Annotated in this window: 12 protein-coding genes; 2 read left to right on the forward strand and 10 right to left on the reverse strand. The window is 76.6% G+C overall.

All coding sequences use genetic code 11. From position 1 onward, the window contains the following. Nucleotides 1-20 precede the first annotated feature (20 nt). Nucleotides 21-875 carry a helix-turn-helix transcriptional regulator gene (locus QSK03_RS27235; protein ID WP_285658615.1) on the reverse strand — a complete coding sequence of 285 codons (855 nt, stop codon included), beginning with the start codon at nt 873-875 and terminating at the stop codon, nt 21-23. A 100-nt stretch (nt 876-975) separates the two neighbouring features. Here QSK03_RS27235 and QSK03_RS27240 point away from each other — a divergent pair, with 100 nt between their 5' ends. Continuing rightward, nucleotides 976-1,674 (forward strand): SDR family NAD(P)-dependent oxidoreductase, encoded by a 699-nt coding sequence (locus QSK03_RS27240; RefSeq protein WP_285658618.1) that lies wholly within the window; start codon nt 976-978, stop codon nt 1,672-1,674. 69 nt (nt 1,675-1,743) lie between these two features. On the opposite strand, the gene QSK03_RS27245 is transcribed toward QSK03_RS27240, so the two are convergent. Continuing rightward, entirely contained in the window at nt 1,744-4,062 is a 2,319-nt protein-coding gene (locus QSK03_RS27245; protein WP_285658620.1) for a sodium-translocating pyrophosphatase, read from the reverse strand. A 304-nt stretch (nt 4,063-4,366) separates the two neighbouring features. On the opposite strand from QSK03_RS27245, the gene QSK03_RS27250 reads away from it, so the two are divergent. Beyond that, the gene (locus QSK03_RS27250) at nt 4,367-6,655 is read left to right on the forward strand and encodes a DEAD/DEAH box helicase (RefSeq protein WP_502872227.1); all 2,289 of its coding nucleotides are present in this window, start codon (nt 4,367-4,369) and stop codon (nt 6,653-6,655) included. A 572-nt stretch (nt 6,656-7,227) separates the two neighbouring features. Here the strand turns inward: QSK03_RS27250 and QSK03_RS27255 are convergent. From QSK03_RS27255 to ssd, 8 genes are all read right to left on the reverse strand, one after another. Continuing rightward, a complete protein-coding gene (locus QSK03_RS27255) occupies nt 7,228-7,872 on the reverse strand; it encodes a bifunctional DNA primase/polymerase (RefSeq protein WP_285658622.1) in 645 nt (214 codons plus the stop codon). Nucleotides 7,873-8,059: 187 nt separating this feature from the next. After that, nucleotides 8,060-8,569, reverse strand: coding sequence for an Rv3654c family TadE-like protein (locus QSK03_RS27260; protein WP_285658624.1), 510 nt, complete (start codon nt 8,567-8,569; stop codon nt 8,060-8,062). After that, complete coding sequence (locus QSK03_RS27265; RefSeq protein WP_285658719.1) at nt 8,566-9,099, reverse strand: TadE family type IV pilus minor pilin; 534 nt, start codon at nt 9,097-9,099, stop codon at nt 8,566-8,568. The genes QSK03_RS27260 and QSK03_RS27265 overlap by 4 nt, the downstream gene beginning before the upstream one ends. After that, a complete protein-coding gene (locus QSK03_RS27270) occupies nt 9,096-9,305 on the reverse strand; it encodes a DUF4244 domain-containing protein (protein WP_285658628.1) in 210 nt (69 codons plus the stop codon). The genes QSK03_RS27265 and QSK03_RS27270 overlap by 4 nt, the downstream gene beginning before the upstream one ends. A 42-nt stretch (nt 9,306-9,347) precedes the next feature. Then, complete coding sequence (locus QSK03_RS27275; protein ID WP_285658630.1) at nt 9,348-10,118, reverse strand: type II secretion system F family protein; 771 nt, start codon at nt 10,116-10,118, stop codon at nt 9,348-9,350. Further along, a complete protein-coding gene (locus tag QSK03_RS27280) occupies nt 10,115-10,933 on the reverse strand; it encodes a type II secretion system F family protein (RefSeq protein WP_285658636.1) in 819 nt (272 codons plus the stop codon). Before QSK03_RS27280 ends, QSK03_RS27275 begins: the two co-directional genes overlap by 4 nt. Next, the gene (locus QSK03_RS27285) at nt 10,930-12,246 is read right to left on the reverse strand and encodes a TadA family conjugal transfer-associated ATPase (RefSeq protein WP_285658637.1); all 1,317 of its coding nucleotides are present in this window, start codon (nt 12,244-12,246) and stop codon (nt 10,930-10,932) included. Before QSK03_RS27285 ends, QSK03_RS27280 begins: the two co-directional genes overlap by 4 nt. After that, nucleotides 12,243-13,337 carry a septum site-determining protein Ssd gene (gene ssd / locus QSK03_RS27290; protein ID WP_285658639.1) on the reverse strand — a complete coding sequence of 365 codons (1,095 nt, stop codon included), beginning with the start codon at nt 13,335-13,337 and terminating at the stop codon, nt 12,243-12,245. The genes QSK03_RS27285 and ssd overlap by 4 nt, the downstream gene beginning before the upstream one ends. Nucleotides 13,338-13,541: the final 204 nt, after the last annotated feature.

Raw genomic sequence — 13,541 nt, forward strand, 5'->3', positions numbered from 1 at the left:
CGAGGGACCCGACACGGGTCTCAGACGGTCTGCAGGCCCACCACGCGCAGGAGGTCGAGCAGCTCGGCGTCGCGCGACCCGGGCACCGCGGAGTACACGACGAGGCGCTGATCGTCGCCGGGGACCTCGAGCGAGTCGCAGTCGAGGGTGAGACGCCCGATCCCGGGGACCTCGAAGGTCTTGCGGTCGACGCGGCGGTCCTCCACGGGCCGCTGCGCCCACAGCTCGGCGAAGATCGGGCTGGTCCGGTTCAGCTCGTCGACCATCGCCCGCAGCACCGCGTCGTCGGGGTAGCGGCCCAGCGCGGCCCGCGCCCGCGCGACGGCCGCGCGATCGAGACCCTCGCGGCTGCCGTCCTCCTCGACGACGAGCGCGTGGCCCTCGCGCCCGCGGGGCCCGAGGCGCATCCACAGGAGGTTGCGCTGGTCCCGCGGGAGGGCCGAGAGGTCGCCGAACAACGCGTCCAGCAGCGGGTTCCAGGCCAGCAGCGTGCTGCGGGCGTCGACCAGCATCGCCGGCAGGTCGTGCATGCGGTCGAGCAGGCGCAGCACGCTCGGGCGCACGAGGTCGACGACCTGTCCGGACCCCGGCGCCTCGACGCCGGCGAGGTCGAAGAGGTGGCGGGTCTCGGGGGTCGAGAGGCGCAGGGCGCGGGCGAGCGCGCCGAGCACCGACGAGGACGGGTGCGGCCCGCGGCCCTGCTCGAGGCGCACGACGTAGTCGACCGACACCCCGGCCAGCGCCGCGACCTCCTCGCGCCGCAACCCCGGCGTGCGCCGGCGCGGCCCGGCGGGCAGGCCGGCGTCGGCGGGGGTCACGCGCTCGCGCCACTGCCGCAGCGCGGCCGCCAGCTCGGCGCTGTCACCGCGGCTCATGGCTCCAGGATGCCCCGCTCCCGCTCGCCCAGCCTGGTACCGCGGGTCCCCGGGTGCGAGGTCCCTGGCCGACGATCACCGCCCGGCGCATCGTGGGTCCATGAGCACAGCACTGATCACCGGAGCCTCCCGCGGGCTGGGGCTCGAGGCCGCCCGCCGGCTGGCGGAGCAGGGCTGGACGGTCCTCGCCGGCGCCCGCGAGCCCGCCCCGCTCGCCGCGGAACTCGCCGACTCCGGCCTCGACATCCGCCCGCTCACCCTCGACGTCACCGATGGCGCGTCGGTCGCCGCGGCGGCCAAGGAGGTGCAGGACGCCGTCGGGGCGATCGACGTCCTCGTGAACAACGCCGGCATCGCCGGGGCCGAGCGGGAGATCGCTCCGGCCGACACGACGGCCGAGGACCTGCGCGCCGTCTTCGAGACGAACGTGTTCGGGGTCGTGCGCGTCACCCACGCGTTCCTGCCGCTGCTGCAGCGGGGCGAGCACCCGCGGCTGGTGATGGTGTCGTCGAGCCTCGGCTCGCTGACCGACATGCACGCCGGGCGGTGGGAGCGCTACCCCCACCTCGCCTACCCGTCGTCGAAGGCGGCGCTGAACATGATCTCGGTGCTGTACGCGAAGACGCTCGCCGACGTCGTCGTCACCGTCGTGAACCCGGGATGGACCGCGACGAACCTCAACGCCTTCGCGGGCTCCCAGACCCTCACCGAGGGCACCGACGCCATCGTCGCGGCCGTCAACGACACCGAGGGCGGCACGGGGCGCTTCCTCGACCGCAACGGCGAGCTCCCGTGGTGAGCCACCCCTGAGACGCGCGAAGGGCCCCTCCGGTCGATCGGAAGGGCCCTTCGCCGTCGTACGTGCCCGTCAGGCCTGGGCGGCCGCCGGGGCGTCCTGGTTGGAGTCTGCGATCGCGGTCGAGCGGCGCTTCGACACGTAGATCGCGACGATGATGCCGATCAGCGCGACCACGGCGATGACGATGCGGACCGCCGGGTTGGCGTCCACACCGACCGACAGGGCCACAACGGCCGGGGCGATCAGCACCGAGACCAGGTTCATGACCTTGATCAGCGGGTTGATCGACGGGCCGGCGGTGTCCTTGAACGGGTCACCGACGGTGTCGCCGATGATCGTCGCCTCGTGGGCGTCGGAGCCCTTGCCGCCGTGGTTGCCGTCCTCGACGAGCTTCTTGGCGTTGTCCCAGGCGCCGCCCGAGTTGGCCAGGAAGATCGCCATCAGGGTGCCGGCGGCGATGGCGCCGGCGAGGTAGCCCGCGAGGGGCCCGACACCGAGACCGAAGCCGACCGTGATCGGGGCGAGGATCGCCAGCAGGCCCGGCGTCGCGAGCTCGCGCAGCGCGTCGCGGGTGCAGAGGTCGACGACCTTGCCGTACTCCGGCCGCCCGACACCGTCGCCGCCGCGGTACTCCATGATCCCGGGGATCGAGGCGAACTGGCGCCGCACCTCGAACACCACCGCGCCGGCTGCGCGGGACACGGCGTTGACCGCGAGGCCCGCGAACAGGAAGACGACCGCCGCACCGATGACCACGCCGACCAGCAGGTTCGGGGCGGTCACGTTGTAGATGTCGCCGATCGTCTGGCCCGCCTCGCGGTAGGCCAGGGTGATCGCGTCGTTGTACGAGCCGAACAGCGCCGTGGCGGCGAGGACGGCCGTGGCGATCGCGATGCCCTTGGTGATCGCCTTCGTGGTGTTCCCGACGGCGTCGAGCTCGGTGAGGATGTCCGCGCCGGCGCCCTCGACGTCGCCGGACATCTCGGCGATGCCCTGCGCGTTGTCCGAGACCGGGCCGAAGGTGTCCATGGCCACGATGACGCCGACCGTGGTCAGCAGGCCGGTGCCGGCGAGGGCCACGGCGAACAGCGCGACGAACACGGAGCCGGACAGCAGGAACGCGCCGTAGACGGCCGCGCCGATGACGATCGCGGTGTAGACGGCGGACTCGAAGCCGACCGAGATGCCGGCGAGGATGACCGTCGCGGCACCGGTGAGCGAGCTGGTGCCGACGTCCTTGACGGGCTTGTCCTCGGTGCCGGTGTAGTAGCCGGTCAGCGACAGGATGACGATCGCGAGGACGATGCCGATGATCACGGCGACGAACGCGATGATCTGCGGGTTGCCGGCGGCGGCGAGGTCGCCGATGCGCGCGGCGTCGACGCCGGGCAGCTCGGCGAAGCTCGACGGCAGGTAGGTGAACGCCGCGATCGAGCACAGGATGATCGAGATGACCGCGGACACGTAGAAGCTGCGGTTGATGGCCCGCAGCGCGTTCTCGCCCTCGCGGGTCCGCGTGATGAACACGCCGACGATCGCGGTGAGGACACCGATCGCCGGGATGATCAGCGGGTAGGTCAGACCGAGGGTGCCGAACGCCACCGAGCCCAGGATCAGCGCGGCGACCAGGGTCACGGCGTAGGACTCGAACAGGTCCGCGGCCATTCCGGCGCAGTCACCGACGTTGTCGCCCACGTTGTCCGCGATGGTCGCGGCGTTGCGGGGGTCGTCCTCGGGGATGTTCTGCTCGACCTTGCCGACGAGGTCGGCGCCGACGTCCGCGGCCTTGGTGAAGATGCCACCGCCGACACGCATGAACATGGCGAGCAGGGCGGCGCCGAGGCCGAAGCCCTCGAGGACGCGCGGGGCCTCCTCGACGAAGATCAGCACGACGATCGCGGCACCGAAGAGGCCGAGGCCGACGGTGGCCATGCCGACCACGCCGCCGGTGCGGAACGCGATCCTCGCGCCCTTGTCGCGCCCGCCCGGCTCGTTGGCCGCCGCGGCGACGCGGATGTTCGCCTTCGTCGCGAGGTTCATCCCCAGCGCGCCGATGGCCATCGAGAACAGCGCGCCCACCACGAAGGCCACCGAGCGGCCGATGAGCTCGCCCGTGCTCGACGCGGGCAGGGCGAACAGCACCAGGAAGACCACGACGATGAACGGCGCGAGCGTCTTGAACTGGCGGGTGAGGAACGCGTTCGCGCCCTCCTGCACCGCGCGGCCGATGTCACGCATGCCCTGCGTGCCCTCGTCGGCGGCGAGCACCTGCTTGCGCAGCACGAAGCCGATGGCGAGCGCGATGACGGCCACGACTGCCACCACGACCACCACGATGTTGTCGCCGGCGGAGAACGAGATCCCCGCGGCGAGGACGGACGCTTGCATCCAGCCTCCCGGTTGGCACATCTGCTCGACGCGCCCGGCCCGGCCTCGCGGCGACCTCGGCGCGTGATGAATCAGCCACCGCCCCGACACGCCGGGTGGTGGACAGGTGCCGCAGTGTAGGAGGTGGGAGTCACCCGGTCGCACGGCAGTTCCCCCGAGCGCTGTGAGGTGTACGTCTTTCTCGAACGAGAGTGCTAGGGGAGGGCCTGTGTCAGGGTCGGCGCGCGTGGGGGCCGAACGCGATCTACGGTCGCGCGAGGAGGCGCTCGAGACCGTCCTCGAGGGCCGGACGCGGGGCGCTGTCCTGCTGCGGCGGGTGCTCGCGGGCACGCCCGACGGCGAGAGTCCCCTGACCCACGCCGAGATCGTCCCCGCGCGGGAGGGCACCACCGAGGGCTGGCCGGACTGGGTGCCCGAGACGGTGCGCGCCCCGTTCCTCGCCCGCGGCATCGACCGCCCGTGGAGCCACCAGGCCGCGGCCGCAGACCGCGCGGCGGCCGGCGAGCACGTCGTCGTCTCCACCGGCACCGCGTCCGGGAAGTCGCTGGCCTACCAGCTGCCGGTGCTCACCGAGCTGCACACCGACCCGCGTGCGACCGCCCTGTACCTCTCGCCGACCAAGGCGCTGGGCGCCGACCAGCTCCGGACCGTGCTCGACCTCGGCGTCGACGGGGTGCGCGCGGCGTCCTACGACGGGGACACCCCGATCCCCGAGCGCGACTGGGTCCGCCAGCACGCCAACTGGGTGTTCACCAACCCGGACATGCTCCACCGCGGCGTCCTGCCCCGGCACGGGCGCTGGACGACGTTCCTGCGCCGGTTGCGCTACGTCGTGGTCGACGAGTGCCACACCTACCGCGGCCTGTTCGGCTCCCACGTCGCGCTGCTGCTGCGACGCCTGCGCCGGGTGTGCGCGCGCTACGGGGCGCACCCGACGTTCGTCCTCGCGTCCGCCACGGTGTCCGAGCCCGCGGCCTCCGCGTCGGTGCTGACCGGGCTCGACGTGTCCGAGGTCACCGACGACGGCTCGCCGCGCGGCGCCCGGGCCGTCGCCCTGTGGGAGCCGCCGCTGCTGGAGGAGGTCACCGGGGAGAACGGTGCCCCGGTGCGGCGCTCGGCGGGCGCGGAGACCTCCCGGATGCTCGCCGACCTGGTGCTCGAGGGCGCGCGGTCGCTCGCCTTCGTCCGGTCGCGGCGCGGGGCGGAGCTCACCGCGCTGGGCGCGCGCCGGGTGCTCTCGGAGATCGACGCCGAGCTGGCGACGCAGGTCGCGGCCTATCGCGCCGGCTACCTGCCCGAGGAGCGCCGCGAGCTGGAGCAGGCCCTGCTGTCGGGGTCGCTGCGCGGCGTGGCGACGACGAACGCGCTCGAGCTCGGGGTGGACATCGTCGGGCTGGACGCCGTCGTCGTGGCCGGCTTCCCGGGCACGCGGGCGTCGTTCTGGCAGCAGGCCGGGCGCGCCGGGCGGTCGGGTGACGACGCGCTGGTGGTGCTCGTCGCCCGGGACGACCCGCTGGACACCTATCTCGTGCACCACCCCGAGGCGATGCTCGGCGCGCCCCTCGAACGCTGCGTGCTCGACCCCACGAACCCGTACGTCCTGGCGCCGCACCTGGCGTGCGCGGCGTCGGAGATCCCGTTGACCCGGGAGGACATCGCCGCGCTCGGGGGCGACGCCGCGCTGTCGGTGGTCGACGACCTCGTGGCCGAGGGACTGCTGCGGCGCCGCCGGGGCGGGTGGTTCTGGTCGCACCCGACCGATCGCCCGCACGCCGGCGTCGACATCCGCGGCAGCGGCGGCGAGCAGGTGGTGCTCGTGGAGTCGGAGACCGGGCGGATGCTCGGCACCGTCGACCCCGGCGCGGCCCCGGCGACCGTCCACCCCGGCGCCGTCCACCTGCACCAGGGCGAGAGCTACGTCGTCGACACCCTCGACCTCGACGAGGGCCTGGCCCACGTGCACGCCGAGGACCCCGAGTGGACCACCCAGGCGCGCACGGTGATCGACATCTCGGTCGAGGAGACGGAGCGGTGCGCGGCGTACGGCGACCTGCAGGTCTGCCTGGGGTCGGTGGAGGTCACCGAGCAGGTGGTCGGCTACCTGCGGAAACTCCCCTCGGGGCGGGTGCTCGACTCGACGCCGCTCGACATGCCCGCGCGGAGCCTGCAGACCCGCGCGATCTGGTACACGCTCACGGAGCCGGCCCTGCTGGCGGCGGGGCTGGCGCCGGCGCGGTGGCCGGGCGCCCTGCACGCGGCCGAGCACGCGGCGATCGGGCTGCTCCCGCTCGTCGCGACCTGCGACCGGTGGGACATCGGCGGCGTCTCGACGGCCCTCCACCCGGACACCGGGCACCCGACGGTGTTCGTGCACGACGGCCACCCCGGCGGCGCGGGGTTCGCCGACCGGGCCCACGAGGCCCTGCGGGAGTGGCTCACCGCGACCCGCGCGGCCATCGCCGACTGCGAGTGCCCGTCGGGCTGCCCGTCGTGTGTCCAATCGCCGAAGTGCGGCAACGGCAACGACCCGCTCGACAAGGCCGGCGCGATCCTCGTGCTCGACGCCGTGCTGGGGCGGTTGGCCGAGGGTTGAGCGGAGGGTTGAGCGGAGGGTTGAGCGGAGGGCTGAGCGGAGGTCGACGGGCGCTGCGGCACCTCGGGGTGGGAGCGAGGGCGTCCTTCGCTGCGTCCCACGCAGTCAGGGCGTCCCTCGCTCCCGGTGGGCGCGGCGGTCACGAGCGCGCAATCGAGCGGCGGGGAGTCGGGCTGCGCCGAGCGGCGGGGAGTCGGGCTCCGCCGAGCGGCGGGGAGTCGGGCTCCGCCGAGCGGCGGGGTGGGCTCCGCCGCGGGTCGGGGGTTCGGGGTCCGTCCCGACCCGCGGCGAGGTCTGGAGCGCCGCAGGCCGGGGAGATCGTCGACCCGGCCTGCGGCGCCGTTCGGGGCGGCGGCGGGCGCGCGAATCGCTCGCGGGCGGCCCACCGCCGCGGGGGCCCTCCCCTGTGTCCCGGACCGACAGCCGGTCGCGACGGGTGCACCGGCGCGTCGGCTGGGGTGTCCGGGTGGGGCGGCGGGCGCGGCCTCCCGGTCGGGAGGCCTCGCTGGTCCGGCGTCGCCCCGAGGGGACCCGAAGTCTGGAGTTGTGGGGGTGTCGCGCGAGGCCTGCTGCTAGGAGCGGACCCCGGTGGCGACGGTGGCCAGGCGGTAGGTCGATCCGCCACCCGCGACGGCCGGTCGCTGGGCCACGGCCTCGACCAGGGCATCCTGGACGCGGAACGGGTCGGGCAGGTTCCAGCCGCAGGCCGACGGGCGGACCCGCCAGTGCACCGAGCCCTGCGGGTAGGTCGACGGCGGCGCGGCGAACCAGCTGCCGCGGCCGTGGAGCACGATGCCGGCCCGCTCGGCGAGGTCGGGGCGCAGCGGCTCGCCCGCGCCGACCGGGAACAGCCACTCGCCCGTGGGCGTCGCGGCGATCGGGACCGGGACCCCGATCGCGCGCAGCACCGCGGCGGCGCGACGGCCGACGGTGGCGGGGACCTCGAGGACGTCGAAGGTCAGGCCGGTGGGCAGCAGGATCGAGTACGGGAGGCCCGACCACCACTCGGCGATCTGGCCGCAGTCGGTGGACGCGCGACGGGCCCAGTCGTCGAGCACCGGGCACGGCCCGTCCTGGGCGGCGTCGGGGCATCCGCTCCACGCCTCGCCCTGCGGGAACGTTCCGGGGACGACCGCCCAGCCGTGGTCGGCGAGGACCATCGCCTCAGCGCGGAGCTCCGTGCCGTAGACGGCTCGATAGCTGTCCCACCACTGCATCGGTTCCTCCTGGTCCGGGTGTCCGTCCCGGTGTGCTGTTCCCAGTAACGGCATGCACACGTGGCTTCGCCACCCGTCATCGCCCATCGGCCGTGATCACACGTTGAGCGTGCTCGTCGGCCCCGTTCAGCGGGCGAGCGCGCGACGAGCAGCCGACCTGCGCCCGTTTGCTCGTCCGGGGCGCCGCTCACCCGGGACCGCCCTCCGCTCGTCCCGGGTCGAGCGCCGCATGGTCGCCCGCCGTCACCGCCGCGGTGCCGGTCGGGGCGTCACCGCCGGCGACCGGTCCCGCCCGTGCGCGTCCGGTGGCGTCACCGGACACGCTCGGCACACATCGGCACGGCGCGGCCGCGACGACGGTCACCGTCCACCCCCGCGCGGTGCAGGCCAGCACCCGGGCACCGTTGCCCGCGGCGACCGTGGCCGCCCGGGCGCAGGCCACGTCGACGCCCTGGACGACCGCGCGTGCCGCGGCGAGTGCCGCGAGGTCGGCGGCCGCCTCCGCGCGGTGCCGGGCGAGCGTCGCGGCGCCGAGCTGCAGCCCGAGCCCGAGCAGCAGGACCAGCACGCCCACCGCGGCCGCCGCGAGCACCGTGGCCACCCCGGCGTCGTCGACGGCGCAGGCCGACGGGCCGTCGCGTGGTCCGGCCGGGGCGCCGCGACTCAGGGTGGCCCGACCGCTCGCCGCGCCGTTCACGGCACACCTCCCGAGCCAGCGGGATCCCGTCGCGACGGATCCGTCGGCGCCGAGGTTGCCGGCGCCGAGGTTGCCGGCCCCGGGTCCGTCGGCGCCGAGGTCGCCGTGCCGGAGGCCGACGCCGGGTCGGTCCCGGCCTCGGCCTCCGGCGGCGCGCCGGGGAGCGGATCGGGGCCCTCGGCCGGGGCGATCGGCGAGGGCTCGCGGGCGGCCAGCACCTCGGCACCGACCCGGAGACCGGGGAGCGCCGAGCCCAGCGGTGCCGTGCGGACGCGGGCGACCACGTCCTCGCCGCGCACGTCGACGACGACCTCGGCGCCGTCCGGCACCAGCCGCGCCGCCGCGCGGCGCGCCTCGTCGGGGTCGCCCCGGGCGGCGAAGCGGGCGGCCTCGACCGCGGCGTCGGTGCACCGCAGCTGCAGCACCACGGCGCCCATCGCGGCGAGGACCACCGCCAGGACGGCAACCAGCGTGCCGACGGCGAAGGCGGCCTCGACGGTGACCGCGCCCTCGTCACCGCCTCGGCTCAGAAGGTGCTGGTCAGCGCCCGCTGCACGATCGCGGTGAGCGCCCCGACGATCGAGTCGCCCGTGATCACCGTGTAGAGCAGCGCCCCGAAGGCGGCCGCGGCGATCGTCCCGATGGCGTACTCCGCCGTCGACATGCCCGTGTCGTCGTCGCGCAGGTGCGCCAGCCGGTCGCGCAGACCTCGGGTCTCGGGAGTCGGCGTGGTCATGGGGTTCTCCTCTCGTCCCACGCCCCGGCGGGGCGTGCGGGCTCATCGCTGCTCCAGCAGCGGACCGGCGAGCCCGACGACCACCGGCACGATGCCGAGGGCCAGGAAGGCCGGCAGGAAGCAGAGACCGAGTGGTCCGGTGACGAGCACGCCCGCCCGCTCGGCGCGGGCCTCGACGGCGTCCGCCGCCTCGGCCCGCAGGTCGACCGCGACGGCCTCGACCACGTCGGCCACCGCGGCACCGCTGCGGGCCGAGCGGCGGGCGGCACGGGCGAGCCGGGCGGTGGTGGGTTCGGCGAGGGCGGGCTCCCACGCGGTCGCGGGGTCCGCGCCCAGGGCCACGAGGTCGGCGACCCGGGCGAGGGCGGTGCCTGCCGCGTCCGGGAGCACGGGCACCACGGCCCGGGCGGCACGGTCCAGCGACAGCCCCGACCGCAGGCACGCCCCGAGCTGGTCCCACGCCCCGGCGAGCGCGAGCGGGTCGGGCACCGGGCGGGCGCGGCGGGCCCGCCAGCGCGGGAGCCCGAGTGCCACGGCGAGGCCTGCCACGACCAGCAGGCCGGCCACCGCGCCCGCACCGGCGACGACAGCGGCCGCGCCGGCCACCGCGAGCGCCACCCCCGGGACCAGGCCTTCGCTCGCCGATCGCCGGACGGGAGGCCGCGGCACCGCACGGTGGTGCGCGGTCATCGGCCCGGGTGCCGTCACGAGCGCGGCGGCGAGGCAGCAGAGCGCGGCGGGCAGCGTGGCAGGCAGCGTGGCAGGCAGCGTGGGGGGCAACGCCGCCGACAACGCCGCGGGCGCGGCGCTCACCGGGCGACCCCGGCGACGATCCGCTCGGTCCACGCCAGACCGGCGCAGACGAGCCCGACCCCGATCACCAGCATCGCCTGGCCCAGGACACCGCCGGTGAGCACGGACCACGGCCGCGCGCCGATGCCCTCTCCGAGGAGCACACCGAGCACCGGCAGACCCGCGAGGACGGCCGCGGTGGCGCGTGGTCCGGCCAGGCGCGCCCGCAGGCCGCCGGCGAGGCGGGCGCGTGCCCGGAGGTCCGCGGCGACGGCGCCGGCCGGCCCCGCGAGCGCGATGCCGTGGCGCTCGGCCAGCCCCCACGCCCCCGCGAGACGGTCGAGGTGCTCCGCCACCGCCGGCTCCCGCCCCCGCGCCGCCCGCAGGGCCGCCGGCACGTCGCCCCCGAGGTGGGCCGTGGCGCCGACGAGGGCCATCACCCGCGCGGCGACCGGGTGGGCGTCGGTGCCGGCTGAGACGGTGGCCGCGGACGGCGGGGTGCCGGCGCGGACCTCGGCAGCGAAGGACGCCAGGGCCTCGGCGAGACCGGCGGTCGCGGCCGTGCGGTCCCGGTCTGCCGCCGCGGCGCGACGGTGCCGGAGCACGGTGGCGGCCAGGACGAGGCCGGCCACGACGCCGCCCGGCCCGGCGACGACGAGCCCGAGCGCGGCGGCCACCGGCAGGAGCACCCGTCGTCGCCCGAGCGCCGAGAGCCGGAGGAACGGCAGTCGCCTCGGCCGGCAGCGGGTCGGCGCGCCCACCCGGAGCGACGGCACCGACGGGGGCCAGCACACGAGCGCGGCGGCGAGGACCGTGAGCGCGATCGCGGCGGTCACGCCGGCTCCCGCTGGAGTGCGGCGACGCCGGCCGACAGCGCCACGGGCGGGAACGCGCGGACCGACGCGCCCAGCGGCGGGTCGGCGCGGGGAGGCGGTTCCGGCTGGTCCGGCGGCCCGGGCCCGTCGCCCCAGGGCGGCGTCACGCCCCGCTCGCGGAGCATCGCCCCGAGGTCCGCGCGCCCGACCGCCCATCCGTCGGCCCGCGTCCAGGCCGGCACCACGACGACCTCGCCCGCGCCGTCCTTCCGCCGCAGGATTCCGGCGGCGTCGAGACGCCGCGACCCGTCCCGGTCGCGACGCACCTGCAGGATCACCTGGACCGCGGCGGCGAGCTGGCTGTGCAGCGCGCCCGGGCCGAGTCCGCCGAGGGCGGCGAGCGCCTCCAGACGGGCCGGCACCTCGCGGGGCGCGTTCGCGTGGACGGTGCCCGCGCCGCCGTCGTGCCCGGTGTTCAGGGCGGCGAGCAGCTCGACCACCTCGCCGCCTCGGACCTCACCGACGACCAGCCGGTCGGGGCGCATCCGCAGGGCCTGGCGGACGAGGTCGCGCAGCAGGACCTGCCCGGCTCCCTCGACGTTCGCCGGGCGCGCGACCAGGCGCACGACGTGCGGGTGCGCAGGAGCCAGCTCCTCGGCGTCCTCGACGCAGAGGATCCGCTCGGCGGGCGCGACCTCGCCGAGCAGGGCGGCGAGCAGGGTCGTCTTCCCCGAGCCGGTGCCGCCGACGACGAGGAAGGCGAGGCGGGCCGCCACGACCGCCCGCAGTAGGGCCGCGCCCGCCGCGTCGACCGTGCCGGTGGCCGCCAGCGTCGCGAGGTCGTGGCGGGCGGGGCGCAGCACCCGCAGCGAGACACAGGTGCCGTCGGCCGCGACCGGCGCGAGCACCGCGTGCAGGCGCACCCTCGAGCCCGGCAGGCGGGCGTCGACGTAGGGGCTCGCGTCGTCGAGCCGGCGACCGGCCGCGCTCGCGAGCCGCTGCGCGAGGCGACGCACGGCGTCCTCGTCCGGGAAGCTCACGGCGGCGCGTTCGAGCCCCGCGCCGCGATCGACCCACACGGCGTCCGGCGCGGTGACCAGCACGTCGGAGGTGCCGGGCTCGCGCAGCAGCGGCTCCAGCGGGCCCGCACCGACGAGCTCGCGCTGCAGACCCCGCACGGCGGTCAGCACGTCGGCGTCACCGACGACCCCGCGCGCCTCGGCGCGCACCGCGGCCGCCAGCTCCCCGACCCCGGCGTGCCCTCCCGAGCTCACGAGCCGGGTGCGCACCCGCTCGACCAGCTCGGTGGGAGCCGCGCCCGGCGCGGTGGTCATGCCGCCCGTCCCCGGTCGGCGGCGGTGTCGAGCGCGTCGAGCACGGCCGCGGCGGCGTCCTGGAGCGGTCCGCGGCGCAGGCCGGGGATCTGCCCGCGGTCGAGCAGCACCGCCAGCCCCGGCTCGGCGGCCACCGAGACCACGGTGTCGAGCCCGAGCGCGTGCTCGACGTCCTCGGCGTCGAGGCCGCCCGGCGCGGGCCCGCGGACGACGACGCGCAGCGAGGCCCCGCGCTCGACCAGCGGTTCGGCCACCCGCCCGGCGGCGGCCACCGCGCGGACCTCGGCGGGCACCACCATGACCACCAGGTCGGCGACGTCGGCCACGGCGAGCGCGGTGTCGGTGGGGTGGCGGGGCAGGTCGCAGACCACGATCTCGCCGGCCCGCCGCCCGGCCTCGACGACGGCGACCGCGGCGTCGGGTTCCGGTCCGGCACCGGCGCGGTCGCAGCTCAGGACCGTGAGCATCCCGTCGGGCGAGGGCAGCGCCTCGTGCAGCGACTCGGCGGCCACACGCCCACCGCCGCCGCCACCGAGGACGAGGCCGCCCCAGCGGAAGCCCTCCAGGTCCTCCGCGCCGGCGACGAGGTCGAGGCCGCCGCCGAGCGGGTCGCAGTCGACGAGGAGCACGCGGGTCCCGCGGGTGCGGGCCTGGCACGCGATCGCGACGGCGAGCACCGAGGCGCCCGCTCCGCCCCGGCCGCCGACCACCGCGACGACCCGCCCGTGGCCGCCGTCTCCCGCCGGCCGGGCGTCGGCGAGGGCGCGGACGAGCCAGGCCTCGCCGTCGGGCAGCGACACGACGTGCTCCGCGCCGACCGCGACCGCGCGTTCCCACAGCGAGCCCGGCGGCTCGCCGCGGCAGACCACCACGACCCCGTCGCGCCGACCCAGCCGCAGCGGGCCGATCGCGCGGGCCGCGTCCTCGTCGAGGAGCACCAGCGCCGCCGTGTGCCATCGCCGCCGGACGCCCGCGGCGTCGGGCACCCGTTCGAGCTCGGCGTCCGCCGCCGCGGCGAGCCGCACGGTCTCGTCGAGCAGCTCCTCGTCGTCGGTCATCACCACGACCCGCCGGGCGTCTGCGCCGCCCACCGCCGTCCTCGCCGCCATCGACTACAGCCCCTCCTCGTCCCGGCGCGTGTCGCCGGTGAGGAGCACGCTGCCGCGGTCGGGGGTCGCGACGTCAGCGCTCGTCGCGGGCCTGGGGACAACCGCACGGGGTGTGGACGCCGGGCGGCGACGGCGGGGCGGGAGCTGCGCCGGACGCCGCACCCGTGGCGTCCGGGCGACAGCCCG

This window comes from Actinomycetospora sp. NBRC 106375, assembly GCF_030269665.1.
Taxonomy (GTDB): domain Bacteria; phylum Actinomycetota; class Actinomycetes; order Mycobacteriales; family Pseudonocardiaceae; genus Actinomycetospora.

Excerpts from the sequence above, each read along its gene's own strand:
- QSK03_RS27235 (WP_285658615.1), bottom strand. The coding sequence starts at position 875 with ATGAGCCGCGGTGACAGCGCCGAGCTGGCGGCCGCGCTGCGGCAGTGG.
- QSK03_RS27240 (WP_285658618.1), top strand. The coding sequence starts at position 976 with ATGAGCACAGCACTGATCACCGGAGCCTCCCGCGGGCTGGGGCTCGAG.
- QSK03_RS27245 (WP_285658620.1), bottom strand. The coding sequence starts at position 4,062 with ATGCAAGCGTCCGTCCTCGCCGCGGGGATCTCGTTCTCCGCCGGCGAC.
- QSK03_RS27255 (WP_285658622.1), bottom strand. The coding sequence starts at position 7,872 with ATGCAGTGGTGGGACAGCTATCGAGCCGTCTACGGCACGGAGCTCCGC.
- QSK03_RS27270 (WP_285658628.1), bottom strand. The coding sequence starts at position 9,305 with ATGACCACGCCGACTCCCGAGACCCGAGGTCTGCGCGACCGGCTGGCG.
- QSK03_RS27285 (WP_285658637.1), bottom strand. The coding sequence starts at position 12,246 with ATGACCACCGCGCCGGGCGCGGCTCCCACCGAGCTGGTCGAGCGGGTG.